Source organism: Streptomyces sp. NPDC006335 (assembly GCF_040612795.1).
In the GTDB taxonomy this organism is placed as follows: Bacteria; Actinomycetota; Actinomycetes; order Streptomycetales; family Streptomycetaceae; genus Streptomyces.
This window is the reverse complement of record NZ_JBEXQX010000006.1, coordinates 120,908-147,502: the sequence shown is the minus strand read 5'-3', so window position 1 is coordinate 147,502 and position 26,595 is coordinate 120,908. Positions and strand designations below refer to the sequence as shown.

17 protein-coding genes and 3 pseudogenes are annotated in these 26,595 nt (G+C 69.8%); 11 read left to right on the top strand and 9 right to left on the bottom strand.

All coding sequences use genetic code 11. The features are described from left to right. Positions 1-29: 29 nt before the first annotated feature. The 5 genes from pheS to ABZ098_RS19305 all read left to right on the top strand — a co-directional run bounded on the left by pheS (position 30) and on the right by ABZ098_RS19305 (position 7,032). Complete coding sequence (gene pheS, locus ABZ098_RS19325) at positions 30-1,151, top strand: phenylalanine--tRNA ligase subunit alpha (protein ID WP_266378797.1); 1,122 nt, start codon at positions 30-32, stop codon at positions 1,149-1,151. Then, entirely contained in the window at positions 1,151-3,649 is a 2,499-nt protein-coding gene (gene pheT / locus ABZ098_RS19320) for a phenylalanine--tRNA ligase subunit beta (protein ID WP_356592627.1), read from the top strand. The genes pheS and pheT overlap by 1 nt, the downstream gene beginning before the upstream one ends. A 150-nt stretch (positions 3,650-3,799) precedes the next feature. Continuing rightward, positions 3,800-4,852, top strand: coding sequence for a PP2C family protein-serine/threonine phosphatase (locus ABZ098_RS19315; RefSeq protein ID WP_356592625.1), 1,053 nt, complete (start codon positions 3,800-3,802; stop codon positions 4,850-4,852). 218 nt (positions 4,853-5,070) lie between these two features. Next, positions 5,071-6,411, top strand: a complete 1,341-nt coding sequence (locus ABZ098_RS19310; RefSeq protein ID WP_356592623.1) for a transcriptional regulator — start codon at positions 5,071-5,073, stop codon at positions 6,409-6,411. Positions 6,412-6,486: 75 nt separating this feature from the next. Further along, the gene (locus tag ABZ098_RS19305; protein ID WP_356592621.1) at positions 6,487-7,032 is read left to right on the top strand and encodes an NUDIX hydrolase; all 546 of its coding nucleotides are present in this window, start codon (positions 6,487-6,489) and stop codon (positions 7,030-7,032) included. Between the two features lie 25 nt (positions 7,033-7,057). On the opposite strand, the gene ABZ098_RS19300 is transcribed toward ABZ098_RS19305, so the two are convergent. Then, on the bottom strand, positions 7,058-7,315 hold the full coding sequence (locus tag ABZ098_RS19300; RefSeq protein ID WP_356592619.1) for a hypothetical protein: 258 nt from the start codon (positions 7,313-7,315) through the stop codon (positions 7,058-7,060). 210 nt (positions 7,316-7,525) lie between these two features. Further along, positions 7,526-7,645: pseudogene (locus tag ABZ098_RS19295) on the bottom strand (3-hydroxyacyl-CoA dehydrogenase family protein); the annotation flags it as partial. Between the two features lie 789 nt (positions 7,646-8,434). Between ABZ098_RS19295 and ABZ098_RS19290 the strand changes: the two are divergent. Both ABZ098_RS19290 and ABZ098_RS19285 read left to right on the top strand, forming a co-directional pair. Continuing rightward, positions 8,435-8,692, top strand: a complete 258-nt coding sequence (locus ABZ098_RS19290) for a hypothetical protein (protein WP_356592617.1) — start codon at positions 8,435-8,437, stop codon at positions 8,690-8,692. Further along, positions 8,584-8,862: a hypothetical protein gene (locus ABZ098_RS19285; protein ID WP_356592615.1), complete on the top strand. Its 279-nt coding sequence runs from the start codon at positions 8,584-8,586 to the stop codon at positions 8,860-8,862. The genes ABZ098_RS19290 and ABZ098_RS19285 overlap by 109 nt, the downstream gene beginning before the upstream one ends. Before the next feature lie 510 nt (positions 8,863-9,372). On the opposite strand, the gene ABZ098_RS19280 is transcribed toward ABZ098_RS19285, so the two are convergent. Both ABZ098_RS19280 and ABZ098_RS19275 read right to left on the bottom strand, forming a co-directional pair. Continuing rightward, a complete protein-coding gene (locus ABZ098_RS19280; RefSeq protein ID WP_356592613.1) occupies positions 9,373-9,642 on the bottom strand; it encodes a DNA-binding protein in 270 nt (89 codons plus the stop codon). Beyond that, the gene (locus ABZ098_RS19275; protein WP_356592611.1) at positions 9,623-9,766 is read right to left on the bottom strand and encodes a hypothetical protein; all 144 of its coding nucleotides are present in this window, start codon (positions 9,764-9,766) and stop codon (positions 9,623-9,625) included. The genes ABZ098_RS19280 and ABZ098_RS19275 overlap by 20 nt, the downstream gene beginning before the upstream one ends. A 388-nt stretch (positions 9,767-10,154) precedes the next feature. On the opposite strand from ABZ098_RS19275, the pseudogene ABZ098_RS19270 reads away from it, so the two are divergent. After that, positions 10,155-10,274, top strand: a pseudogene (locus ABZ098_RS19270) (hypothetical protein); the annotation flags it as partial. Positions 10,275-10,610: 336 nt separating this feature from the next. Then, positions 10,611-10,772, top strand: coding sequence for a hypothetical protein (locus ABZ098_RS19265; RefSeq protein WP_356592609.1), 162 nt, complete (start codon positions 10,611-10,613; stop codon positions 10,770-10,772). Between the two features lie 276 nt (positions 10,773-11,048). Here the strand turns inward: ABZ098_RS19265 and ABZ098_RS19260 are convergent, their stop codons facing one another. Both ABZ098_RS19260 and ABZ098_RS19255 read right to left on the bottom strand, forming a co-directional pair. Beyond that, the gene (locus ABZ098_RS19260) at positions 11,049-15,719 is read right to left on the bottom strand and encodes an ATP-binding protein (protein WP_356592607.1); all 4,671 of its coding nucleotides are present in this window, start codon (positions 15,717-15,719) and stop codon (positions 11,049-11,051) included. A gap of 321 nt (positions 15,720-16,040) precedes the next feature. Continuing rightward, positions 16,041-19,775: a hypothetical protein gene (locus ABZ098_RS19255; RefSeq protein WP_356592605.1), complete on the bottom strand. Its 3,735-nt coding sequence runs from the start codon at positions 19,773-19,775 to the stop codon at positions 16,041-16,043. 547 nt (positions 19,776-20,322) lie between these two features. On the opposite strand from ABZ098_RS19255, the gene ABZ098_RS19250 reads away from it, so the two are divergent. Together ABZ098_RS19250 and ABZ098_RS19245 are read left to right on the top strand one after the other, a co-directional pair. Then, a complete protein-coding gene (locus ABZ098_RS19250; protein WP_356592603.1) occupies positions 20,323-22,500 on the top strand; it encodes an NACHT domain-containing protein in 2,178 nt (725 codons plus the stop codon). Between the two features lie 289 nt (positions 22,501-22,789). After that, the gene (locus ABZ098_RS19245) at positions 22,790-23,626 is read left to right on the top strand and encodes a sugar nucleotide-binding protein (protein ID WP_356592601.1); all 837 of its coding nucleotides are present in this window, start codon (positions 22,790-22,792) and stop codon (positions 23,624-23,626) included. A 185-nt stretch (positions 23,627-23,811) separates the two neighbouring features. On the opposite strand, the gene ABZ098_RS19240 is transcribed toward ABZ098_RS19245, so the two are convergent. From ABZ098_RS19240 to fxlM, 3 genes and pseudogenes are all read right to left on the bottom strand, one after another. Then, complete coding sequence (locus ABZ098_RS19240) at positions 23,812-24,114, bottom strand: hypothetical protein (protein ID WP_356593093.1); 303 nt, start codon at positions 24,112-24,114, stop codon at positions 23,812-23,814. Next, positions 24,102-24,227, bottom strand: a pseudogene (locus ABZ098_RS19235) (PIG-L family deacetylase); the annotation flags it as partial. The pseudogene ABZ098_RS19235 and the gene ABZ098_RS19240, both read right to left, overlap by 13 nt. 40 nt (positions 24,228-24,267) lie before the next feature. Then, on the bottom strand, positions 24,268-26,580 hold the full coding sequence (gene fxlM / locus ABZ098_RS19230) for a methyltransferase, FxLD system (protein ID WP_356592599.1): 2,313 nt from the start codon (positions 26,578-26,580) through the stop codon (positions 24,268-24,270). Positions 26,581-26,595: the final 15 nt, after the last annotated feature.

Genomic DNA, 26,595 nt, shown 5'->3' with positions numbered 1-26,595 from the left:
CAGCCAGCCAATCGGAAGCACGGGAAGAGATGTCGGCACCGAACAAGTCGTACGACCCTGTAGAGGTCGAGGCCCTGAAACCGGAAGAGATCGAGCGCATGCGGGAAGAGGCGCTCGCCGCCTTCGCCGCAGCGGACTCCCTCGACGCGCTCCAGGAGGCCAAGGTCGCCCACACCGGGGGCACCTCCCCGCTGGCCCTCGCCAACCGCGAGATCGGCGCCCTGCCCCCGCACGCCAAGGCCGCCGCCGGCAAGCTCGTCGGCCAGGCCCGGGGCGCGGTGAACAAGGCCCTCGCCGGCCGGCAGGCCGAACTGGAGGCCGAGCGCGACCAGCGCGTGCTGGTCGAGGAGGCGGTGGACGTCACCCTGCCGTACGACCGCGTACCGGCCGGCGCCCGCCACCCGCTCACCACGCTCTCCGAGCGCATCGAGGACGTCTTCGTGGCCATGGGCTACGAGGTCGCCGAGGGCCCCCAGGTCGAGGCCGAGTGGTTCAACTTCGACGCGCTCAACATCGGCCCGGACCACCCGGCCCGCGGCGAGCAGGACACCTTCTTCGTCGAGGGCCCCGAGGGCGGCACCGAGTCCGGAGTCGTGCTGCGCACCCACACCTCGCCCGTGCAGATCCGCTCGCTGCTCAGCCGTGAGCTGCCGGTGTACGTGATCTGCCCCGGTGTCGTCTACCGCACCGACGAGCTGGACGCCACGCACACCCCGGTCTTCCGCCAGGTCGAGCTGCTGGCCGTCGACGAGGGCCTGACCATGGCCGACCTCAAGGGCACCATGGACCACATGGTCCAGGCCCTGTTCGGCGAGGGCATGAAGACCCGGCTGCGCCCGAACTTCTTCCCCTTCACCGAGCCGTCCGCCGAGATGGACATGGTGTGCTACGTCTGCCGCGGCGAGTCCGTCGGCAACCCCGACCGCCCCTGCCGCACCTGCTCCTCCGAGGGCTGGATCGAGCTGGGCGGCTGCGGGATGGTCAACCCCAAGGTGCTGACCGCCTGTGGCGTGGACCCGCAGAAGTACAGCGGCTTCGCCTTCGGGTTCGGCATCGAGCGGATGCTGATGTTCCGCCACAACGTCGAGGACATGCGAGACATGGTCGAGGGTGACGTCCGGTTCACCCGGCCGTTCGGGATGGAGATCTGATGCGGGTCCCGCTTTCTTGGCTGCGGGAGTACGTCGACCTGCCGGCGACCGAAACCGGCCGTGACGTCCAGGCCAAGCTCGTTTCCGCGGGTCTTGAGGTCGAGACCGTCGAGCACCTCGGCGCCGACCTCAAGGGCCCCCTGGTCGTCGGCCAGGTGCTGACCATCGAGGAGCTGGAGGGCTTCAAGAAGCCGATCCGCTTCTGCACGGTCGACGTCGGCCAGGCCAACGGCACCGGCGAGCCCCAGGAGATCGTCTGCGGCGCCCGGAACTTCGCCGTCGGCGACAAGGTCGTCGTGGTCCTCCCGGGTGCCACGCTGCCCGGCGGCTTCTCGATCTCCGCGCGCAAGACCTACGGCAAGACCTCCCACGGCATGATCTGCTCCGGCGACGAGCTGGGCATGGGCGACGACGGCAGCCATGGCATCATCGTGCTGCCGCCGGAGACCGAGGTCGGCAAGGACGCCATCGAGCTCCTGGAGCTGGTCGACGAGGTCCTGGACATCGCCGTCACCGCCAACCGCGGCGACTGCCTGTCCATCCGCGGTGTGGCCCGCGAGGCCGCCATCGCCTACGGCCTCCCGCTGCGCGACCCGGCTCTGCTCGACGTACCCGGCCCGAACGCCTTCGGCTACCCGGTCCAGGTCTCCGACCCGTTCGGCTGCGACCGCTTCACCGCGCGCACCGTCACCGGTCTCAGCCCCGAGGCCCGTTCCCCGCTCTGGCTCCAGCGCCGGCTCCAGAAGGTCGGCATGCGCCCGATCTCGCTCGCCGTCGACGTCACCAACTACGTGATGATGGAGCTCGGCCAGCCGCTGCACGCCTACGACCGCTCCCTGGTCCAGGGCACCATCGGGGTGCGCCGGGCCGAGGAGGGCGAGCGGATCAAGACCCTCGACGGCGTCGAGCGGAAGCTGCACGCCGAGGACCTGGTCATCACCGACGAGCGGGGCCCGATCGGCCTCGCCGGTGTGATGGGCGGCGCCAACACGGAGATCGCCGACCACGTCGAGGGTGAGGGCACCACCGACGTCGTCATCGAGGCGGCCCACTTCGACGCCGTCTCCATCGCGCGTACGGCCCGTCGCCACAAGCTGTCCTCCGAGGCTTCCCGGCGCTTCGAGCGCGGTGTCGACCCGCAGGCCGCCGCCGCTGCCGCGCAGCGCACGGTCGACCTGCTGGTGCTGCTCGCGGGCGGCACCGCCGAGGCCGGTGTCACCGAGGTCGTCGCGCCGTCGGCCCCGCACACCATCAGCGTCCCGGCGGACCACCCCGACAAGGTCGCGGGTGTCTCCTACGGCCGCGAGACCGTCGTACGGCGTCTTCAGGAGGTCGGCTGCGACGTGTACGGGCAGGACGAGCTGATCGTCACCGTGCCGTCCTGGCGCCCCGATCTCCAGGAGATCAACGACCTGGCCGAAGAGGTCATCCGGCTGGAGGGCTACGAGAACCTGCCCTCCACGCTGCCCAGGCCGCCGGCCGGCCGTGGCCTGACCCACCGCCAGCGGCTGCACCGCCGGGCCGGGCGGGTGCTGGCCGGTGCCGGGTACGTCGAGGCGCCGAACTACCCCTTCGTCTCCGAGCAGGTCTTCGACCAGCTGGGCCTGGAGGCCGACGACCCGGCCCGCCGTGTCGTCAAGCTGACCAACCCGCTCAACGACGAGGAGCCCGCGCTGCGGACCTCGCTGCTGCCGGGGCTGCTCGGTGCGCTGCGGCGCAACGACGGGCGGGGTTCGCACGACCTGGCGCTGTTCGAGACCGGGCTGGTGTTCCTGCCGCGCTCGGAGCAGCGGGTGGCCGCGGTGCTGCCGGTCGACCGGCGTCCCACGGACGAGGAGATCGCCGAGCTGGACGCCGCGCTGCCCGAACAGCCGCGCCACGTGGCCGTGGTGCTCGCCGGTGCGCGCGAGCAGGCCGGCTGGTGGGGCAAGGGCCGTCCGGCCGACTGGGCCGACGCGGTCGAGGCCGGGCGCCTGGTCGCGCGGGAGGCCGGGGTCGAACTGGTCGTCCGCCGTGGGCAGTACGGGCCGTGGCACCCGGGGCGGTGCGCCGAGTTCGTCGTCGGGGACACCGTGGTGGGGCACGCCGGTGAGCTGCACCCGCGGGTCGTGAAGGCGTTCGGGCTGCCCGCGCGCACCTGCGCGATGGAGCTCGACCTGGACGTCCTGGAGGCGGCCGGCGACGACACCCCGCAGGCGCCCGGCATCTCCACGTTCCCGGTCGCCACGCAGGATGTCGCCCTGGTCGTCGACAAGTTCGTGCCGCACGCCGACGTCGAGGCCGCGCTGCGTGCGGGCGCGGGTGAACTCCTTGAGGGCATCCGGCTGTTCGACGTGTACGAGAACGAGGAGCAGCTCGGCGACGGCAAGAAGTCGTTGGCGTACGCGTTGCGCTTCCGCGCGGGTGACCGGACGCTGACCGTGGACGAGGCTTCCGCGGCTCGGGACGCGGCGGTCGCCCTGGCGAGTGAGCGGACGGGGGCGGCGCTGCGCAGCTAGCTGCGCACCCCCATAGTCGGTCACCTCACTCGATAGGGTGACTTCTCCTGGCGATCTGGCCCTTTCGGCCGCCACGCTCGACAGAATCGGACCGGCCTTACGAGGCCGGTCCGATTGCGTGTGCAGGGCCTGCTTGGGGGGGCCATCGGCATGATGTGCGTCAAGGCTGCGGTTCCCCGGCTGGGATCGCTGCGCCGTGTGCTCTCGATGGGGCTGCCCACCATGTGGGGTGCCGTCGCGGTCACCTACAAGCTGACCTGCCCGCTCGCTCAGCAGAACGGTCTGGGCGCCCGGGTCGCCACCAGTGCCGTGTTCTTCGCGGTGGGCACCGGCCTGATCGTCCACGTCCGGCGCGCCCTGCTGCGGGAGCTCCGGCAGGCCCGCCAGGTCGCGGGCGCCGCCCAGAGCGTGCTGCTGCGGCCGTTGCCCCCGCGCATCGACGGACTCACCGTGGCCGCGGCCCAGATGTCCGCCGACCGGGGCGCCGGCATCGGCGGCGACCTGTACGAGGCCGTCGCCACGGAGCACGGCGTACGGGTCGTCATGGGCGATGTCCGCGGCCACGGGCTGGCCGCCATCGGGACGACCGCCGCCGTCCTCGGCAGCTTCCGTGAGGCCGTCCACGACGAGGCCGACCTCGGCGGAGTGCTGCGCAGACTGGACCGCGCGCTGGCCCGGCACCTGCGCGAGCGCGCCGAACGGGACGGCACGGCCGTGGAGGACTTCGTGACCGTGCTGCTGCTGGAGATCGGTGTGGACGGCGAGCTGAGCGCCCTCAACTGCGGTCACCCGTGGCCGTACCTGCTCAGCGGCTCAGTGGTCGAGCCTATGTCCTGCGCGGACCCTCTCCCTCCTCTCGGCCTGTTCCCCTTGCCTGGTGAGACGCCGGTACTCGAGTGCGGTCAGCTGCTCCCGGGGGAGACTCTGGTGCTGCACACGGACGGCGTCGAAGACGCGAGGGACGGTCGTGGCCGGTTCTTTTCGCTGCCCGAGGCAATGGGCAAGGCGGTGGAGGCTCCTCCCCAGTCCGTGCTGGGCACCGTCTTCACCGAGCTCCTCGACCACACGGCCGGCACACCGAAGGACGACGTGGCCTTACTGGTACTGAGAAACGACCGTCAACCGCAACCCGCTCAAGGGGCGCGGGGCGGCGACATCAGCGGCTCCGCCGCGCGGGCGCGACCAGCCACCACGCACCCGTAGCCGACAACACACCTCTGACCGTTCAGCCCACGGCCAGGCCACCGCACTGTACGAGGGGGAGCCGGCGGCCCGGCCGGCCTCTTGCGAGGCATTTCAGTCAACCGGCTGGAAACTCTCCGCAACAGTGCGCACACCCTGCGGATTCGAGCACTCCGATCACACCCCGTGTGAAGACGAACCCACTACTCTGACGGCACCGAGCCACCCGGGGGGCATCCATGCAGCCCAACACTCTGCTCGACGCGATCCTCGACGAAGCCGGGATCTCGCACGCGGGGCTTGCCGCACATGTGAACCAGGCCGGGAGGGCACGCGGCCTCGCGCTGAGGTACGAACACACCGCCGTGGCACGGTGGTTGAAGGGCCAGCGCCCGCGAGGCCAGGTGCCCGACCTGATCTGCGAGGTGCTCGCGGGCCGCCTCCGACGCCCCGTCACCCTCGACGACATCGGCCTCGGCGTGCCCGGCGAACCGTCCGCCCCGCACGGCACCTCGCTGTCCGGCTTCGTCGAGCGGGCCACCGCCCTGTGGCGCTCCGACGAACAGCAGCGCCCGCACATCCTGGGCGCCCCCGCGGTCACCGGCACGCCCGCGGTCATGCCGGTGTGGGAGTGGGAGAACCCGCCCGAGGACGTAGACGTCTCCCGGGGCGGCAGGCACCGGGTCACCTCCGCCGACATCGAGATGCTCCGCGCGGCGCGCACCCACTACGAGCAGATGTACCGCAAGGCGGGAGGCATCGCGACCCGCACCCGGATCGTCGGCTTCCTCAACGCCGAGGCGGCCCCGCTGCTGCGCGGCAGCTACACCGACGAGACGGGCCGCCAACTGCACCGCGCCACCGGAGGATTGGTCGCCGTCGCCGGCATCTGCGCCTACGACTCCGACGCCCACGGCCTCGCCCAGCGCTACTTCCACCAGGCCCTCAGGCTCGCCAAGGCCAGCGGGGACAGGGGCCTCGGCGCGTACGTCATCGCGCTGCTGGTCAACCAGTCCCTGTTCATGCGGGAGTACCGCCAGGCCGTCGCCTTCGCCGAGGCCGCGCTCAGGGCCGCCGGCAAGCACATCACCCCGGCGCTCGCCTGCGACCTCTACGCGATGCAGGCCAAGGCGTACGCCCACCTCGGCGACGGCACGACCGCCCTGTCCTGCATCCGGCGGGCCGAGCAGGCCGCCGAACGCATCCGGCGCGGATACGAGCCCGACGAGACCGGCTATGTCCAGCCGGGCCTCGTCAACGTCCAGGTGGCGGAGGCGCTCCTCAGCCTCGGCGAACTCGCGGCCGCCGCCGCGCACGCGGCGGCAGCCGTCGACAACCCGGCCCACGACCGGGGCCGGGTGCACCGGCTCGCCATGCTCAGCACGATCGAGCTGCGCCAGGGCAACGCCGACAAGGCGGTGGCCACCGCCGTGCAGATGGCGGAACAGGCGCGGGGAATGGAGTCCCAGCGCCTGCGCGACAGACTCAGAGCGGTACGCGAACACTTGGTCCGGAGCGGCTGCGCGGGCACGTCCGAGGCAGCCGAACTGATCGACGGCGCACTGCGAGTGCCCCTGTAGACCGGCACACGGAGGCCGACACCCCACAGTCCCTGCTGCGATATTGCCACTTACTCGACGGAAGGTGGCAGAACCGTGCAGTGGACGAAACAGAACGAACAAACTGTGTATGAAAACCGCTGGTTCAGCGTCAATCTCGCCGATGTCGAACTGCCGGACGGCCGGCATCTCGACCACTTCCTGATACGGCTGAGGCCCGTCGCCGTCGCCACGGTGGTGAACGAGGCCAACGAGGTCCTGCTGCTGTGGCGCCACCGCTTCATCACTGACAGCTGGGGCTGGGAACTCGCCGCGGGCGTGGTCGAGGACGGCGAGGACATCGCCTTCGCGGCCGCCAGGGAACTCGAGGAGGAGACCGGCTGGCGACCGGGGCCGCTCCAGCACCTGATGAGCGTGGAGCCCTCCAACGGACTCACCGACGCCCGGCACCACATCTACTGGGCCGACGAGGGCGAGTACATCGGGCACCCCGTGGACGACTTCGAGTCGGACCGTCGGGAATGGGTCCCCCTGAAGCTCGTTCCCGACATGGTCGCCCGTGGGGAGGTCCCGGCCGCCAACATGGCGGCCGCGTTACTCCTGTTGCATCATCTGAGGCTCGGTCAGGACACCTTGCCCTGATCCCCCACCGGAATGTCCCGAGGCCTCAGTGACCGAGGGCCTGCCAGATCGCCACGACGAGCGCGCCCACGGCGGTGATCGCCGCGACCGCGGGAAGCGGCCAGCGGGCGTGCTCCAGGGCGATGATCCGTGCGCTCAGATCGTCGATCTCCTTGTCCGTCTCCTCCGTACGGTGACTGAGCAGGGCGAGACCGCCCTCGACACGTGCGTACGCGACGTCGAGGCGACGTCGTAACTCTGCGAGTTCTCCATGGACCACGGGATGCTCCGGTTCGGCGGTCACAGGTCCGCTCCTTTCCGTAGTCGTCACATCCCTTGCATGCGCATGAAGAGTCAACTCGCCTGGTGGGCGCGTGGGGAGAGTGTGCGACAGGCATATGCGGGCCCGGCGCGCACACGGTGTGTGAATGACGCGAGCCCGGCGCTCCGAGGAGTGCCGGGCCCGCGTTCGTAGCACTGTGTCATCAGCACCCTGGAAGGGACAGGGTGCGGGTCAGCCGTAGGTGTAGAAGCCCGAGCCGGTCTTGCGGCCCAGCCGGCCCGCGTCGACCATGCGCTGGAGCAGCGGGGGAGCGGCGTACAGCGGCTCCTTGTACTCCTCGTACATCGAGAAGATGTGGGCTTGAACTGCGGTGGGATCTTCTTATGGGGCTGTGACCAGGACCAGAGCGTATTTCGTGGTGTTTCCCGATGTTCCAGTGTCTTTCGCTCGGGACCCCCCTGAGAACTCCCTCGCCGGACTCCCACCCCCTGAGAACTCCCTGGCATCACCCTCGCGGAGAGGGCTGTGAGCTGGGAAATGGCAGGCCCCTGCGCCATCTGAGGATGCACGGGGACTTCCGATGCGCTGGCCTGGCTCGGCCACCGCTCGCCGCAGTCCACTCAGTTCAATTTCACGCGAAGATCAACCCGACCACGCTGACCCGGGCCTACGACGGCGCGGGGTACCTCTCCCGCAACGTCCGCACGATCGAGGTTCTGGTCGACCGCGTCGCGGTCACCCCCGGCGCCGCCGCGCCGGGTGAGCCCTGGCAGTACTTCGACCTCGGCCACGGCTGGTGCACACCTACACCTGCTTCGAGCAGTGCCCCGCACCGCATGGCCTGCGCCCGCTACGACTACACGCCGAAACACTCCAGCAAGGCCCAGCTCCTAGAGGCGAAGGACAATCTCCAACGCAAGCGGGCAGCGATCCCGCTGACCGACGACGAACAAGCCACCGTCGACGATGGCCAGGCCGCGCTCAACCGGCTCCTGGAACGCCTCGCGGCCATCCCCACGCCATCGGGCCCCGCCCCGGGTCAACTACCCATGGCTGACGAGCGCGAAGTACTGCTCGGTGCCGCCGCGTACCTGGCGGTCCGGCCAGCCGGACCAATCCGGCCTCGCGCAGCACGCGCACGTGGTATCACGATGCTGCCCCGGCTGGCAGGCGCGCACTTCGCAGTCGAGGTCGGCGTCTTCACCAGCTACTCGACCCCTCTGCATCGCCCGCCGCCTGGCCGACGACAACCGAATCGACCTACGCATCGCCCCCGCGCTGCAGACACTGTGCGCACTCAGTCCCGAGCCGGTCATCGACATCGCCTTCATCGGCACCGACAAGGACAACTACCTGGCCTACTTCGAGGAGGTCGTGCACCGGCTGCGCCCCGGCTGACTGGTGGCGCTGGACAACCTCTTCTCGGCGGCCGCGCCCTCGATCCCGCATACCAGGAGGACCACCACCTGGCGATTCGGCGCCTGAACGACCGGGTTGCGGCCGATGAGCGAATGAACTCGGTGAGGCTACCGGTGCGTGACGGGCTCACCATTGCCCGACGTCGCTGACGCGTACCCCTCTGGCTCATTTCAGCCAAACTCTACAAGCCTGATTCACAGAATGATCAAGATGCTGAAGGTGTAGATGGTCGGCCGCGCCAACTTCGACCTCCTCCGCAAACGAGACCTCCTCGCCACGCGAGGCCGTTCATGATCGCGGGTGGGTGACCCTCCGTAGCTCTGGCACTGAAGTGATCCAGACTTCAGCCGCCGCCGACACCAGGCGCGGGCAACCATGCGGGCACTCGCGAGGTAAATCGGAGAGGACGCTGGAGCTGCTGCCGCCCACGCTCGCCTAAAGCAGCTGTCTGACCAGCGGCTGCCTCAGACAGAGGAAGAGGATCGGAACCGCGGCAGCGCCTAGCTCCGCCGTACGACCGCCGGACGCGGACGTATTGCTGGGTTTGCAGGCGCCTGCAAAGCGGAGGTGGCGTCAGGGGTAGGCCGCTCGTCCGCCCCGCGCTCGCAACGGTAGAGGCCAGCAAGTCGGAGTGGCCCCTTCGGCGTTTTCAGGGGGTGCTAGACCTTCGCACGGCGGGCACGGAGCCGCTCGGCCGGCCGGTGCTCGACCGTCGTGCCGCGGTGGGAGGGCTTGTCTTCAGCCATCCGCTTGGCCTCCCATGCCTCGACCTCGGAGAGCGGGAAGAGCACTTGGATTCCGCTCTTGAAGCCCTTCGGAGCGCGACCTCGATGGCGGCGGATTCGGATGCCGTTCGGGGTGGTCTTCCAGCGCTTGGCCAGTTCGGCGACGGTGAGGTGGGGGGAGTCCTCAGCCGGGGGGCTGGTCATGGGATGCCTCGGTTTCGGTGTCGGTGATCTCGGCGATCACGGCCCGGGTGCGGCGCCGGCTGTGGAGCTCTTCAGCGATCAGCCGCAGCACGGTCGGGCTGGGGTTGGTCTGGTCCTTGGACAACGCGAATGGCGATGATGTCGAGTCGGTTCCCGGCGCATGTCAAGTTCTCACGAGTAGCGTCTCCCCGGTTCACCTATCAAGTCTGTCTGAATAGCCTATCGACTCGTGTATCGACTAGTCAATCAAGTCTATGGTTCTTCAATTTGTGTCACTACTTACCTGGCGATCCGTCGCCACTCGAACCTGAATCGATCGTGGCCGGACTGTCGTACCTCATCGTGTAGGACATGCCTGTGACGCCTCTGCCTCACTTGATCACTAAGTGTTTCGAGGCGCGCTCTGCGATGACCGTCCCGCACGCGCCAGAGCCCCGCAACGGATGAGGTGTGGGACGACTGGGCCGCAGGGATGATCGGATCGCGCAGGACCAGCGCACGGGAACAGGCGCAGGGTCGCGGTGACGGGCCGGACGATGGGGCTGCCGCTGTTCGAGTCGGTGCAGGTACTGGGCCGGGAGCGGACGTCGGCGCGGATCGACGTGGCAGTCGCGAAGCTTCAGTCGGCGTGAGCTGACGACGGGGGCCCGGTATGCGCGGGGTAGCGCACCGGGCCCCCTGTCATGGGAACTACCGGAGGGCAGGCCGCCACGTTCCCTCGTGCGTGCACGTGATGCCGCGCTCGGCTTCCTCGATCCCCAGCCGCTGGGCGCCAGGGCTGTCCGCAGATGGCGCAGATGCAGTCCCCCACGGCAACGACCGGCTTCCCGCAAGGGAGCTGTTCGGCGAAAAGTCGGTCGCGCGGCGGCCATCACTCCGGAAGAAGAAGCAGCGCTCTTCGCCCGGGCTGACGAGCTCAACGCCCGCATTGCCGAGCTCCTCGAACAATACGACTAGGCTCCGTAGGCATGGGAATCGACTGGGAGAACATGCTCGGCACAAGCGGCAACGGCCTCAGCGATGCCTACGACAGCGCGGTCTCCGCGGTTATCTACAGCGAGGACCCGGGGGACGACCGTCGGCCACTCCTAGTCGGCGAAGAGCACGACGACACAGACGGCCTGCGCTGACCTGACACACACGAACACCCCCGGTAAGCCGGGGCGTGTTCGTTGCTGACAGGAGTCAGCCGGGGACAGGACGCTTGGCGAGGGCGGAAGACCACGGCCTCGACTGTGGGGGGCGAGTGCGTCTCCGAGGCTGTACCAGTGGTTCAGGGATAGGCCCATCAGCGGAAGGGGCGTGGCCATGCCCAAGATGCCATCTCGATTTCGAGCAGTTCAGTTGCGTGGCTAGTTGGCGACCAGCCGCGCGGCACCGAAGCAGAGTCCCCTACGGTGGTTCGGTCAGTCGAGGGTGGGTGCTTCCTCCAGGGTGTGCTGTGCGCGCAGGGCGTCGGCGTCCCCGGTGGCAGCCAGGGCGTCGAGCAGGCGGTGGGCGCGCTGTCCGGTCGCGCTGGTGCGCACCGGCGGGGTGCTGAGGACGTGGTGCAAGAAGGCGACGGCGCTGCGACTGGAGCAGGTGATGGCAGCGGCGTCGGTGCCCAGGACATCGAGCACGACATTCATGGCGGCGGGCGAGTCCAGCCGGTGCCGGTCGAGGACCCGGATGAGGTGGTCCGCACACGTTGCATGCCCGGCATGCGCCGTGGCCCATGTCTTGATCACGTGCTCGGTCGGCAGAGGAGGCCAGTCGACACCGTCGGCGGGGAAGGGGAGGAGTGCCTCGCGCAGGTGCCAGGTCAGTGGCCGTTCGGGGCTGAGGAAGTGCTCGAGAAGCCCTGGCCACAGGGCGAGCAGTTCGGTGACGTGGGCGGGGGTGACGGCCTGCCGGGCCAGTGCGAGCAGGAGGCCGACGATCGCGTTGGGTGCACCGGCACAGGCCTCCACGGACTGCTCCAGGCGTCGCCGGTCCCCGGCGAGTGCCTGTGCGGCGGTGATCTCGTCGTGGGCCTGGCGCCAGGATCGGGAGTGGGCGGCCATACTCGCGTCCTGACTGGTCCAGGTGCGTCGGTCGTGGGCCCACAGGGCCTCGGACAACGCGGCGGCCTGGGCCTGGTGACCGCAGTCGGTGCGGGCGGCGTGGTGGAGCGCGGCGATGGCCGGCGCCGCCAGGCGCAGGTCAAGAAGGGCTGTGGTGCTGGTGCTCAGTGTCTGGGCGGGATCGGTCAGCTGGTAGCGGTGTCTCGTCCCCTGCTCGTCGGCCGGGTGCAGGCCGGCGGTGGCCACCATCGTGGTCAGCGCCGCGAGCCCTTCGCCATGGAGCAGGTCGGACGGTCCCGGACACGGGCTGTGCGCCCACTGGTTGGCCAGGGAGGCGGCCAGGGCCGCGCGGACCTCGACGAAGCCGCTGCCCGCCAGCCATGCGACTGCGTCGATCGCCTCCTGCGCGCTCAAGCCGGTTCGCCGCCGCAGATCCTCATCGCCGAGCAGGACGGGCACGATGACGGCGGCGGAGCGGTCGCCGGCCTGGTCGTTGTGCTCCTCGCACACCAGGTCCGTTTCCGTGAGGGCTGCCGGGGTGGCCGCGGCCGCAGCCATGATCTGCCCTGCCGCCCAGTCCAGTTGCCATGGCTCGACAGCTACCTGGCGGCCGGCGCTCTGGAGGATGACGGCTGCCACGGCCGCGCGGATGTCCTTGAGCGCGCCGATGTCCTCGCTGGTGGGAGAGGCCTCGAGAGAGGTCTCCAGCACGGCCATCCGCTCGATCAGCCGCTGGACGTCGACGGCGCTGCCGGTGTCCCGGGCCCGGCAGGCGTCGTCGCGGAGCACGTACTGTTCGGCGAACCGGTACAGGTCGGCGGAGCCCTCCTCGCGCGTGGCAAGGACGTTCGGCACCAGGACCAACGTGAGGTACCTGGTGCCCTCCAAGTCGACCGGGACGTACTCGTTGAAATCCAGCAGCTTGGCTATCGTCTCCACGATCTGATCGCGGGTGCGCCGACGCTCCTTGGTTCCCGGTGCGGTGGGCCACGGATCACGCATGCTGGCGTGCTCGGCAGTGATCCGCCGGCCAAGGAGGCGGTAGGCGTCCTGGCGTTCGCGCCCCGCGCGCACCACGATCGACTGGATGGCCGTGTGCAGACGGCTGCTTGTGGGCATCAGCCAGACCTGTAACTGCTCCAGTGCCGGGTCCAGTTCTGTCTCCACGCGGGTTGCCTGTCCGCACAGCACATCCACGATGACAGCCACCAGGGCGATGCTCGTGCCGCACCCCATCACCTGCTCCACGACCTCGGCCAGCGGGGCACCCTGCTTGGCGCGGGCGTCGGCCCACCGGTGCAGCGCCGCGAGTGCGGCGATCGCCGGTGCCGGCCCTGGCTGTCCTGCGGTTGGCCACTCGCACACCCGGCTCGTGCCGGTGTAGGTGCGTGGGCCGTCGGCCAAGGGCCAGGTCACCACCAGCTGCCGCTCCGCGTGCTCGTCGCCGCGGCGGGTCACCGCGGTGGTGGCCGCGTCGGCCACCGCGCCGATCAGAGCAAGGCCGTGCTCGGGCGCATGTTCAAGCAGCAGGCCGAAGGGCCCCAGGCCCGCGGGGTCCGGCCCGCCACGCAGGTCCCGTGTCACCTTGTCCACGAAGGGCCAGCCGAGTTCGCGCACACCCTCGCGGGGGTCGACATGGCCGCGCGCGTAGGGATGGCCCAGGTAGAAGGCCTTCGCGAGACGGGCCAGCAGGGTCGGCGCGCAGCGTGCGAGGGGGCGGCTGAGCCGGCGGTCCTCGAGCACGCACTGCACCGACAGGGGATGCCGGAAAGCGATGCCCGCGAGCAGCGCACAGCCGGCGTCGTCCAGGTGGCCGGCGGCCGCGGCCAGCGCGCACGCCGCCTCCTGAGCGCGGCGCCGCTCGCCGTCGTACCAGCCCGCCACCGCCTGCGGCACTCGCGCCAGCAGATCCTTCGGGACCCGTTCCCCCAGCGCCAGGAGCCACGTGGCCGTGCAGACCAAAGCTGTGTCGGCGGCGAGGGGCGCGAGGTCCGCGTGATGGGCGAGGAGGAAGGCCAGGACCGGCACAGCCGCTTCGGGGTCGGGCAATCGGCGGGAGACGGCGGCGGCCAGCATCAGCCCGCCGTCGTCGAGGAGTTCAGCGGTCAGGGCCTCCAATACGGCCGTGCCGCTGCCGAGTTCGAACAACGCCTCGTAGGGCACGTCCGTCCAGCGGACATCGTCGACGCCTGCTACGGCCTGGGCCCGGGCGGTGATGTCCTGCCAGACCGCCGCAAGCCGGCCCGGAGCACGTTCTGCGGTGCGGGCCAGCAGCATCTGCGCCCACAGCCGGAACCCACGCAGGAGCCGGCGCGGGTTGGGCACGTCGGCCAGGTCCGGGGCGTCGCTCATGTCCAGGCGTACGGCGATGGCGTAGTCCTGGTGCACGTCGTGGGCGAAGGTGAACTCGGCTCTGTCGCGCACCAGGATGCCGTCACTGACGAGCCCTTCCCGGGCAGCGCCGGGTACACCGCGCAGAGAAGCCCAGGCGCGACCGCCGATGACGATGTCCGCCATGGCCAGGTAGGCGTCGGTGCGCTCATCCGGTCCCCCGCGCCCCGGCTGGTGGACATCTTCACCACGCACCAGGCCCCCGTACACCCATGCGGCGACGTCCTCCTCGCCCAGGACCTGCCGCGGGCCATGACCGTCGACCGTTGCGCGCACCAGCTGCTCGACGACGAACAGGTTGCGCAGCAGCCGCGCCGAACGGCGAGAGCGGGACAGCCGGGCCAGCGCGGGAAACGCGGCGAGGACGGCACGGACCTCGTCCTCGTCCAGCCCCGGCGTCTGTAACCGGTGGACGTCACCCTGCTCGGCGCCGCCCAGGACCTTCTCGACCCTGTCGGCCGCCTGCTCACGGGCCACGGCCACAACCCGCCACCGGCCGCCGTCGGCGCGGGGGAGTACGTCCAGCAGCGACGCCAGCAGGGCACCGCCATCGGTGAGGACCTGCTCGCAGCCGTCGACAAGCAGCAGCCGCTCCCCGCCCGCGGCCGCGGCGAACGTCCGCTCCAGCCGTGCCCCGACCTCCTGCCCGACGTCGGCCGCCGACCGCCAGGTGCGCTCCGTCAGCGACAGCGCGAAGACCGTGCCGCCCGCGGCCTGCACCGTGCGGGCGAAGGACCGGGCCAGGGCACTCTTGCCGGCACCCGCCGGCCCGGTCAGCAGTACCCGCTCGTGCGTACCTACCGCTTTCCGCAGGGCTTGGGACAGGTGCTGCCGCTCCAGGTGCAGCCGGCCACCCACCCGGTGAGCGACGCGGCCGCCGTCCAGGAACCGCTGCGTCCACCGGTCCACCGCCTCCAGCTCCGGGCGGGCTGGGGGATCGCCCCGCAGTACTGCGTGGCGGACGTGAAGCAGATCGCGGAGCATCGCCACATCGATCACACCGGCCTGCGGCCCGAACTCTCGCGCGATCTCCACCAGCATCCTGAAGACCGCGGCCGGGCCCGGACCGCGCGCACTGTCGACCACGGTGTCCAGCAGACCGAGCAGCGCCTGGTAGCTGGGGCCCTCCCGCTCGGGCTCGATCTGGACCACCAGCCGGCGCGCGAGGCGGAAGGCCGTCTCGTCGATGTGCCGTTGCTCCGGCGCAGGTCCGTGGGGCTCAGTCAGCAACTGGCCAACTGTCGCCGTCAGGTGTCGCCACATCTTCTGGTACGGCTCGCCCCGTCGGCCGGGGATCCCAAGATCGGCGAGGAAGTCCTCCAGATGCGGCTTGTCGGCTGCCTCTGCCAGCCGCTGAAGGTCCTGAAGGGCGGACATCGGGCCGGTCGCGACAATGCCGAGCCACCGCTGGCGCTGGTCCAGCTGTGTTCCGAACCTCTCCAGGCTCGCAAGGCATTGCCGGATCGTCTTGCGCCATGCCTCCTCGCCCGGCGCAACCTTCAGCGTCCGCTTGACCTGCTTTTCCACCACGAACTCGAACGGTCCCGACCGGTCGACGGCGACCACGTCGTCGAGCGGGAACCCCGTGTCGCCCTGCTGGAGCCGGATCTCCGTCGGCGCCGCGTGAAGCCCTGTCACGGGCACGCGACACAGCATGAAACCCAGGTCCAAGGCCGCGATGTGGCATTCGTAGAAGGTGCCGGCGCCGCCCGTTCCGGCCGGGGAGTTTCCTCTGTCCACTACATGCCCCCCCCGGCGATCCCCACCGCTGTCGACGGGATTCTAGTGACCGCCTCCCCACTTCCCCCAAGAACTTCCGCCTCTTCACTGCGCGTGTGAAGATCGCGGCCCGCGCTACCCACCCGTACCCGGCACCAGCCGGTCAATCGGCGCGTACGTCCAGCCGCCCGGTACCGACGGCGAGTTCGTGAAACTGCCTAGCCAGCCTCGTGCGCGGCTCAGCCGTTAGGCGGGGGGAAGACGGCGGTGAGCAAAGACGATGTCCCGCACGCGTTCTACAGCTGCCGGCGCGATGTGGGCCAGGATGTCCAAGGCGCAGTGCCAACCGTCGCCCCTGAGTGCACTGGCCGTGAACTTCCGGGCCTCCTTAGCCGTTTCCGTCGTGTCGGGCGGAATGTGCGTCAGAGCGAACGTCCGGAACGTTTCGGTGAAGGCGGTGCTGGTGGAGTCCGAGACCGTGCGGAGACCTGCTGGCATTCCGGCGAGGTAACCGGCCACGGCCGCGAAGGCTTCGGCTCGGTCGGACGGGACGTTGTGGCGGTTCGCTCGATGGCGTGCAGCGTCAAGATTGCCGAGCGCTGCGTGGGCGATGGCGATGGCCCCGGTCGGCAGCCCCCAAGGGGCGCTCCCGGTCGACTTCTGCTCCCACGACATCAGCGTGCTGCGGACCTCGTCGCGTTCTTCTCGGGCGAGTAGGAGCAGCACTGTGAGCCGATCCTCCGTGTCCAGCCAGGTCACCGAGGTGCTGAGTTGTTGCGCCACGCATTCGGCGGCCTGATGAAGACGGTCGACACATCCTGCGTCGGCATCGGCGATGGCGGCGATGAGCTCGCTGAGATCGACCATACGTCCGCTCCAACTGCGGTGCGGGTCCGCGGTGAGGAGACGTTCGCGTTGGCGGTCGATGAGGTCTACGGCGAGGACCGGGTCGTAGGACCGCAGGCCGGCCGCGATGGCCACGAGGGTACGGTGTCTTCTGTCGTGATCCGCCGGGCCGGTCTCCTCGGCAAGGGCCAGGGCGCGGTCACGGTCGCCGGCGTGGGCCAAGGCCTGCGCGGCAGCTCCTTTCGCGTCGGCCACATCTCGGCCCGGAGCGCCGTCGAAGATGGAAAAGTTGTCGCCTCCTTCCAAGGCCCGGGTTCGGTCCGCAGCCTCGTGCGCCAAGCGTCGAGCATCCTCGAGATGCCCGGCCCGCGAGGCCGAGACAGCTGCTGCAGCGAGCGCCTGCACCTGCTCGACCGGGTTTCGTAGACTCCGAGCCAATTGCGCGCCCTCACCCTGCCTGCCGATGGCCGAAAGCGCCGAACACAACGAGATGAGCCAGGTCTCCCGCGGCAGGAGACGCCGGGGACCTTGGCCTTGGGTAGAGCCGAGCGCTTCCAGCGCTTGAGACAGCCGTCGGCTCGCCGCGTCACGCTCGCCTAGCTCCGCGAGGCGGTAGGCCTGCTGTGCCAGTGTCCGCGCCGACGGTTCCTGATCCGAGTCGTCGACGTCATCGGCGAGCACGGCCAGAGCACCTGCGAGCGTGTCCATGCCCCACACCCTGGTGTGCCTGTCCTCTGGTACGCATGCGACGAGAGCACGTGCACGGTCCACCGACCCGGTCTTCACGAGGGCCCGTACGACGGCAGTCAGCATGGGTGAGAGCAGCACGGTCAGGTCACGTCCGTCGTCCGTCGGCAGACCTTCGGGATCGTCGAGCGCGGCCTCCAGACGTTCCGCCGCCTGGTCTGCCAGCGTGTTTGCCTGTTTCGGGCGGACGTTCGCCAGGGCTGAGGCTGCGGAGGCGTGGACGAAGCAGGCGGTGAGCCGGGACGGGAACTCTAGGGCGTACTGGCTGATCCGCCCGTACATCCGGTCGGCTCGTGGCCCCTTGTCGGCCGCGGCGACGGCGGCCCAGGCCGCGACCGGCGCGCTCGGATCGGCGGGAGACATCGTGGCCAGTTCCTCGGCATACCGCTCGGCCTGGTCGAGCAACTCCTCGGTCAGAGCAGGGTTATGGCAACGTGCGGCGAGAGCGGCCCGGGCCACCACAGTGGCTCCCGCCTCGTCGCCGGCATGTGGCGACGCCCCGAGCCAGCCGACCAGTTCGCGGCCCCGGTTCAGTTCGCCGACGGCCATCAGTGCTATGGCCGCCTCCCCGGTGGCCTCCTTCGCGTCCTGTTCATCCCCGCTCGGTGGAGCGCTTTCCCAGCGCGCGCGATCAGCCCATCGTGCTGCCTCGGATGCCGCCTCGGCGGCGAGCCGGTCGCCGACTCCCACCAGCACACGGGCGACCCCTGCGAGACGGATGGCTTTCTCCGCCGGGAAGGGGGCGACGAGGGCAAGGTCCATGGCACGCCGAGCATGTCCCAGCCGGGCGAACGTCAGCGGCACCTCGGCCGGCAGCGCTCTGGCCCGCTCGGCAAGAACGGCCGTTGACCCCGCGAGCGCCGTCAACGCCACCAGGTCCTCGGGGCATTGACGTCGCACCAACTGGGCGGTCAGTTCGATGTGGGTGAAAGCGGTGTCCAGTGAAGCGCGCTCCATCAGGGCCCGTTGACGATGCGGATCGAGGGCGATGTCGGTCAGCCGCTTCAGATCGCCGGCGCTGTGCAGTATGCGTGGGTAGTCGTAGAGCAGGTAGGACGGGGTGTCCGACGGCCACTCCCGGTCGCGGTAGCCGTCCGCCCAGACGTGCAGCTGCCTTTCATACCCGCTCACATCGCCCAAGGCGATCAGGGCTCCCTGGCGAAGCTCCTCGTGGCCCAAGGCGTGGGCGTGCGGGGTGACAGGGGAGTCGGGCAGCAGGACCTGGCCGTGGCTTCCCGGTACGAAACTGCGGCCGGTGATCCCCCGCAGGAGTCGGTCCACCCGGTACGGGCGTACCCCGACGAGACGGGCCAGGTCGGCGGCCGTCAGGCCACCCCGGGCCACCACCAGAAATCCGAGCAGCGGGACCCCGACCGCTTCGTCGTCCAGCAGCCGCCGCAGCTCATGCCGTGCCAGGACGCTGATGCCCGTGGCGTGGGGCCACGGGGCGAGCGTGCGGATGACGTCTCGGGCCCGGAGGGGGTGGTCGTCTGGAACGTCGTCCGGAACGGGCGGACTGGGCCGGCTCGTGACCACCACCCGCATCCCGGCCGGCGGGACCCTCGGCAGCAGGGCGGCAACACTCGGCCCGCCGGATGCGGCGCCCTGGTCCTCGTCCAGGCCGTCCACGATCAGCACCAGGCGCCGCCCCCGGCTCTGGCACGCCTCCGCCGCGGCCCGGTACAGCCCGGGCAAATCCTCGGGACGGCTTCCCGCTGCTTCGATTTCCCGCTGGGCGATCAGCGCCAGTTGTCGCATCACCGTCTCTAGGAATGCCGACTGGTCGTTGCGGCCCAGGCGATCGGTGATGAAACAGGACACGACGTCCACGCTGTCCGGCCGGTGCCGGAGCGCGAAGTCAGCGACCAAGGCGGACTTGCCCGCCCAAGGAGGCGCCTGCCACCACCTGTACGCGGACACGCCGGGGAGATCCGGTCCGGAACAGAACTCGGCCAGTTCCTGAAGCTCGTCCTCCCTGTCCACCAACTGCGCCGACAGGATGTGGTCTTCGATCCACGCGGCGTAGCTCTCGTCCCCCCGCTCTCGTGCCCTTGCGGACGGGAGCGGCGAGCGGGGCGGCTGGGCTTGATCCAGGAGCGTGCGCCACCAGCCTTCGTCAAACCGCTCATCCGCCCACGCGCTCAACTGTCGGACAACGGCGATCAACTGCTCGGTGCTGCTCAGCCGTGGGGTCTTTGCCCTTTCCCACTCGTCGTGCAGCCAACCGGCCAAGCGCCGGTCGAGCTTCGAATGCCGGCCGCCGACCGCCTTGGCAAGAGCGCGACGCGAATACGCGTGCCCTACCTGCTCGCCGTAACCAGCTCGAGCCCTGACCTCCAGGGCCCGAAGCGCCTCGTACAGCTCACGGGCTTTGGATGACTTGCCCACCCACGCCACCTTCCCCCTGCGCCCGCCTGCCCTGCACTGCCCGCCTCGGGGCATGGCGGGCACGCCGATGACCAGGAGCGTAGAGGCAGTTCTCCCGCCTTGCCCGCCCTTTCGGACAGCGTCCACCCCGACACGCAACCGTTCTCCACGTCCGGCCCACGAGCCGGCAGCCACCGAGGAGAGGAACACGACACCATGACCCCTATCGCCCGAAAGCTGGGCCATGCCGCACTCTTCAGTCTCGTCCGCGGCGCATGCTGGGCCCTGGGCTCAGCACTAGTGGCGGGCATCGGCTGGTGGCTCCAGCAGCAGTAGTGTTACGAGGGGTGCGCCCGGACGCCGGGTCCGATCGGCTCGCTGCGGGCGCACCAAAGACCGATTCGCGGTTCGCGCCCGGGTGCTGGTGAGCCAATAGGAGTCGCTGCATGCCACGAGAGACTTGAGCAGCCGCGCGGTTAGTGGAAGTGCCGTGCAGGGTTCGGCCCTACCCACACAGAACCGGATGCCGTTGGGTCTACGACACCGCGCGACTGGGGAAGCTCCCGGCATGGCCTGGGGACGCAGAGGGCGCACGTTTCTTGTTGGGCTGGCTGGGGCCGGCGGCCTCGTGGTCGTCATTGCCACGGTATGGGTCCTGGGGGAGGGAGCGTCGGCGGTCGACTCTGCCACGCTGCTGGGCTTTCCAGTGGCGCTTGCGAGCCTGGTGGTGGCGGTCGCCGGTGTTCCTGCCGCTGTGAGCGCGATGACGCAGGCTCCGGACGACGCTGCTGCGGCCCGCGCTGCCGCAGCGACGCTGGCCCAGCAGATTCGCCGAGCAGAACAACGCGAGTGGCTACGGTTGGTCGGAGGAGACGCCGAGCGCATAAACCTTCACTTCACGCTGCGGACCGACGGTCAACGGCGGGCCGCAGCAACTACAGCATCCTCGGGCACTTTGTTCAATGACGGCGCTGCCAGTGTGCCGGACATTGTGACCTTCTACCGAGACACCCGTCCAGCGCGACTGGTTGTCACCGGTTCGCCCGGCGGCGGCAAGACCGTTCTGGCCTTGGAACTGCTGCTGGCCATCATCGAGAACCGGTCCGAGACTGAGCCGGTTCCCGTCCGTCTGTCGCTGGCTGAATGGGACACGTCCGCCATGGGCCTGGAGGCCTTTCTTGTTCGGCATCTCGTACACGCCCTGGACTGGCCGCCGCGCCTTGCCACGCGGTTGGTCCAGCACCGCTTGGTGCTGCCGGTCCTGGATGGCCTGGACGAAATGGATCCCCTGCTTAGCCACGATGGTCTTCCCGTCCTCGACGCCCAAGGCAACACCCAGCCAGATCCCGACGCACCACGTGCCCGCACCGCCCTGAGTCTGCTCAACACCTACCAGGACGGCCTCTCACCCGCTCCACTAATTTTGACCTGCCGCGGGGCCCACTACGACGCCCTGCCCGAAGCTGACCGGCTGCGGACTGCCGCCCGCATCCATATCGCCCACATCATCCCTCAGCGAGCTACCGCCTTTCTCGCCCAGCGCAGCGGCGGCTCCCCCCGCTGGCATTCCCTTCTGCATCACCTTGGTTCCCATCCGGGCGGCCCCGCCGCCCGGGCTTTGTCCACGCCGTGGCGGCTCAGTCTCGCGGCAACGATCTACCAGTACAGTGGAGATCCCAACGAATTGCTGGAGCATACGACTCCGGCATCCCTCGACAACCACCTACTCAGTCGTCTCATCCCCGCCGCAACAGAACTCGACGCAGTTGCACGCCAGCATTCCGCTACAGGTCTCCGGCGCCGGTACAAGGCGGATGACGTACAGCGCTGGCTGTCTACGCTCGCCATCCATCTGGCTTCTGTTCACCCCGGCACGCCCTCAGAACCAGCTGGAGCTGCGAGAACGGATTTACTTCTCCACGAGCTGTGGCCATCGGCCGGTCGCCAACGAGTCCGTATCGTGGACGCCGTACTCAGCGCAGTTACCGTCCTTTTCACCCTTCCTGTTGCCTGGGTGACTCCGTACCCGGCGGTCTTCGCGCCCGGCGTCGTCGTGGTCGCGGCCGGCGCAGGTGTTGTCGCTGCCCTCAACACCTCACCTGTCCCTCATCGCCTGCACTGGGGCCGCCTCACCACGCCACACGGGCGCATTGATCTGGCCCTTGGGCTGACCGCCGGTCTTATCGCTGGCGTGGGACTCTCCCTCTTCGCCGATACTCTGCTCGGGATCGGCTTCGGCCTCGCTTGTGGCCTGATCGGCGGTCTGGTGGTCGGCGCCATCGGGGAGCCGGCGAGCGCTGCAGGTCCTCGGCAGATACTGCGTAATGATCTTGCCTATGGCTTGATGTCGGGAGCCGCCTGGGGACTGGCCGCTGCTGTACTGGCCGGGCTTGTCCTGGGCCCGCAAACCGGCCTCGCCTTCGGAACCGTCGCTTTCGTCAGCGGCATCGTCGGCCTCACCGCAGGCATCACAGCGAGGCTCGTCGACGGCATCCTGCCCCGAATTCCCACCGGCATCGCAGCTGGCTTCCCCGCGACCCGCCGGTATCTTGTCTTCCTGTTCTGTTCCCAAAACCGCCTGCCCATCCGTCTGATCACATTTCTAGACTGGGCCTGCGGCTCAGGCTTACTGCGCCGCGCCGGGCCGGCGTATCAATTCCGTCACCGAGAAATCCAGCGCTGGCTCGTTTCCCATTCATTGCAACAGCCCAGCGGAACCCTCCCGCAAACCCAGCCGCCTACCTGAACTGCTCCTCGGCATGTTGCCCCGTCTGCCGTGCGAGCTGTGGTCATCACCAGACCGTCCGTGCGCCGATGCCCCGTACCGCCTGACCTGGCCTGACCACGGGTCGCCTGAGCGATGTGTGGATGACCCCGCCACCAGGGCTGCACGCGCGACCCCCGCCGGTCGATCGTGGCTGCGTCGGCGACGCCACCAGGTGATTCCGCACCGACCGGCTGGACGCGCCGGCCCACGATGCACTTCAGACGGTTCGGCCCTCAGGACGGACCTAACTGTCCTAGCGTGGGAAAACATGACGGTACTCATTGTGGGTGGCAGCGGGTTCCTGGGCGGTGAGCTGGCCCGCCAGGGACGTGCAGCGGGCCGGGAGACGGCCGCCACCTTCCACTCACACCCCGGCGAGAACGCCGAAGTGACGTGGCACCGCCTTGACCTACGCAACCCTGCGAGCCTGCGGGAGGTCCTGGATGCGGTCAGCCCAACGGCGGTCGTCAACGCGAGCAGTGGCGGATCCGAGTGGGGAGTCACGGCCGAAGGCGGGATGCGCCTGGCCCAAGCCGCGGCTCAACGCGGCATCCGCCTGGTCCACGTCTCGAGTGACGCCGTCTTCTCCGGCCGCCGCCACGACCTGTACGACGAGACGTGTCTACCCGACCCGGTAACGCCGTACGGGGCGGCGAAGGCGGCGGCCGAGACCGCCGTGCGGCTCCTGGACGACACCGTCGTCGCACGGACCTCCCTGATCATCGGCGATGGCCAGTCCGAGCACGAACGCATGGTGCACGCCCTGGCCGCCGGCACGCGGGACGGGGCCCTGTTCACGGACGATGTCCGATGCCCAGTCCACGTCGGCGATCTGGCCGCCGCACTGTGGGAGCTCACCTTGTCCGATGCGGCTGGCGTCTTTCACCTCGCCGGCCCGGACGCCGTCACCCGCCACGAACTCGGCATCCTCATTGCACAGCGGGACGGCCTTGACCCATCGCTGTTGCCGACCGGCCTTCGCGCCGACAGCGGCCTCCTTGGCGGACTCCGCGTCCACCTCGACAGCCGCGTCACCCAGACATACCTGGCCACCCGCCTTCGCGGAGCCCGGGAGTTCCTCCGGCGCCGAAACCCCGACCGCTGATCGGACGGCGCTGGGGCCAGCTCTGAGCGCGCGCCTTGACCACCAACGCGAGCTTGCCGCCACCACCGACGACAACCCCCAGACCCTCGCCCTGTTACTGACTCGGGCCAGCCGGGCCGGCGAGTTCGGTGACGGGTTGCTGAGGGGCCGTGGGGATGCCGAGGGAAGCTGGCAGTAGGGCGGTCTCAGAACGCTGTGCGTGCATTGGTGCGGGGATCCCCGACGGGGGTCCGTCCCTCGTAGAGTCCGGCTCGCGCAGTGCGCCGCCACGGGCGGGCGCAGCGAACGGCCACGTCGATGTCTTCGTCCTGCGAGTCGAGGTCGATGTCCGCGATCGCGAGGGCAGGATGTCCGTCTGCGGGACAGCGCGCCAGCCACCTTCCGCCGGGCGCCACGACCCCGGACGGCACCGTAGCGCTGAACTGGGACGGGACGGAGTAGCCGACCCAGTAGTTGTAGAGCGTCCCGTACGCCTGTCGGGCGCCCACGTCATGGTGACGACGGCGGTGCGCGCGTGCGCGGCGGCGTGCTGGGCGAGGACGCCGCTGGCGAGGAGGCTCTCGTCGTCGGGATGGGCGAACACGCCGAGCAGGGACGGCATCGTGGAGGACGCCGCCTTCTCGGGGATCAACTCGTCGTAGTCAGGCACGCTGTCCCCCTGCGGTCGAGAGGTTCAGTGCGCCGGCGGGGGTCCGGCCCGGCCACTGGAGGACAAGCCGTGCGCTGGGCTTGTCGAGCACGTCGCCGGGCGGCAGCTGGTCGTCGGGCGTTGCGGCCGGGTGGACGGTCATCGGCGGATAGCCGCTCTCGCGCACCTTGCGGTCCCAGACGCGCACGCACTCGGCGAAGCGCTCTGCCACCTCTTCCGCTGCTGGGCCGTAGGCGTGGATGAAGAACTCCGTCATGCGGTCGGCCGGCTCCGGGGCATCCCTGACCTTCCGGTAGGTCAAGTAGGCGAGCGAGCCGTCCGCCAGGATCGCGGCCGCGTCCTGCTGCTCCACGAACGTGGACCCCTTCGGCGCGGACAGACGGCAGAACCCCGGCAGGGTCGTTGCGGCATAGACCTGCAACGTCTCGAAGTTGAAGATCCCCCGGACGACCAGGCCCGTAGAGCGCTCGTGCCGGGGCCCGCGCAGAGCCTCGTCGAGACCGGCGGTGCCGGCGGGCGTCCCGTCCTCCCACCGCAACGTGACCTTGCCGTCGGCCAGAGGGACGGCGGGGGCGGTACGAGCGGCGGCACCGCGGTCCCGCACGAACCCGCAGTACGTCCAGTGCTCGCAGTGCAGCACGTCGCCGCGCCGGACCAGGGTGAGGGAGCGGGTGTAGCCGCCCATCTCCAGCGGCACGACCAGCCGGGCCCCCTCGGCGAGCTGCTCCCGCCATGCTGGTGCGATGTCGGACGCGTTGTGCGTGATCACGATCCCGTCGAACCCTCCGGCCGGGACGTGGCCCGGCGCGCCGAGCCGGCCGTCGCCGAGGACGGCGGTGACCCGGCCGCTGCCGGCCTCCGCGCACAGCCGTTGCGTTCGATGCACCACGTACGGGTCGATGTCCACGGTCACCACGCGCCCGCGTTCCCCGAGGACGTGGGCCAGGAGTTCCGCGTTGTATCCGCCGGAGCCGACCTCCAGCACGGTCATCCCCGGCTCCAGCCGGAGTTGTTCGATCATGTCGGCTTGCAGCCAGGCCGCGGAGACGGAGCTGAGCGCTGTCTGGGGTGACTCGCGGACCGTCACTACGGCGAGGTCGTCGTGGTAGGCCGTCTCCAGCCGGGTCTCGGGGACGAATCGGTGCCGGGGCACCTCGCGCAACGCGGCTTGGACCCGCGGCGAGGGTGCCCAGCCCTTGCTGATCACGATGTCCGCCATCCGCTCGCGCAGCCGGACCGCCTCGGCCGGCTCCCCGGGCACCGGCGGGGCGGTGGCGGAGCACGCGTAGGAGTGGACCGGCGGGAGCCCCGGCAGCACCCCGGGCCACACCGAGGTCAGAGCCTGAGCACTTGGCGCGAAGATCTTCCCGAGGGTCACCAAGGTGTTCAAGTCGTGGAACTCCCAGCGTACGAAGCGGTGTGGCTCGGGCAGAGCGAGCTCACCGTCCCAACGGGAGATGCGGACCACGGCGGTGACGCGGCGCACGTCCAGGCGGTCGTCGTGCAGCACGGTGATGACGTGAGCGTCCTCCACGCGCGCCGTCAGTCCGGTTTCCTCGTTCAGCTCCCGCACGGCGGCCGCTGGTGCGGCCTCGTCTGTCTCGATGCGGCCGCCGGGTAGCTCCCACATGCGTCGGGTGGAGCGTCCCAGCAGGACCCGGCCGAACGTATCGGTGACCACCACTGCGGCACCGAAGACGGCCTGCGGCTCGGGCCGTAGCTTCTCCTCCGCGCTGAATCCGGCCGGTCTGCGCAGGACCAGCACCGCCAGGCCCGCCGCGTCGAGCTGCTCGACGTGCTCGAACCCGTCGGTGAGCGCGGCGAGTTCATTCTCGTCCAAGGCGATGTGGCGCCGTTCCTCCGGCGTGTGCTCCACGATCGGCGTGATGATGACGAGCGCCCCGCCCTCGCGCAGCCGGGCGGCCAGAGCGCGAAGGACACGGGCGCGATCGCGGATGAACGCGATGCACAGCCGCAGGACGATCAGGTCGTAGCCGTCCTCGGCGAGAGCGGCCAGGTCGTCGCGCTCGACATCCAGGCTCAGCCAGCGCACCCCCTCCACCCCGGCGTGCTCCGCGCGGGCCCGCTCGAGCGCGCCCTCGGCGAAGTCTGCTCCGTCGACGGTGTAGCCGATCGAGGCGAGGTAGACGGACATCTCGCCGGTGCCACAGCCGATGTCGAGCGCGCGACCCCCCTCGGGTGCCGGGGCGTGCTCGACCAGCAGGCTTTTCTCCTCGTCGCCGAGTCGCCGGAAGCCTCGCCCGCCGTTGTAGTGCTCGGACCAGTCAGTCCGGGTGTATCCCACAGGTCGCTCCTCGTT

Coding starts and splice junctions, on each gene's coding strand:
- pheS (WP_266378797.1), top strand. CDS start 30: ATGTCGGCACCGAACAAGTCGTACGACCCTGTAGAGGTCGAGGCCCTG.
- pheT (WP_356592627.1), top strand. CDS start 1,151: ATGCGGGTCCCGCTTTCTTGGCTGCGGGAGTACGTCGACCTGCCGGCG.
- ABZ098_RS19315 (WP_356592625.1), top strand. CDS start 3,800: ATGATGTGCGTCAAGGCTGCGGTTCCCCGGCTGGGATCGCTGCGCCGT.
- ABZ098_RS19310 (WP_356592623.1), top strand. CDS start 5,071: ATGCAGCCCAACACTCTGCTCGACGCGATCCTCGACGAAGCCGGGATC.
- ABZ098_RS19280 (WP_356592613.1), bottom strand. CDS start 9,642: ATGACCAGCCCCCCGGCTGAGGACTCCCCCCACCTCACCGTCGCCGAA.
- ABZ098_RS19265 (WP_356592609.1), top strand. CDS start 10,611: ATGGGAATCGACTGGGAGAACATGCTCGGCACAAGCGGCAACGGCCTC.
- ABZ098_RS19250 (WP_356592603.1), top strand. CDS start 20,323: ATGGCCTGGGGACGCAGAGGGCGCACGTTTCTTGTTGGGCTGGCTGGG.
- ABZ098_RS19245 (WP_356592601.1), top strand. CDS start 22,790: ATGACGGTACTCATTGTGGGTGGCAGCGGGTTCCTGGGCGGTGAGCTG.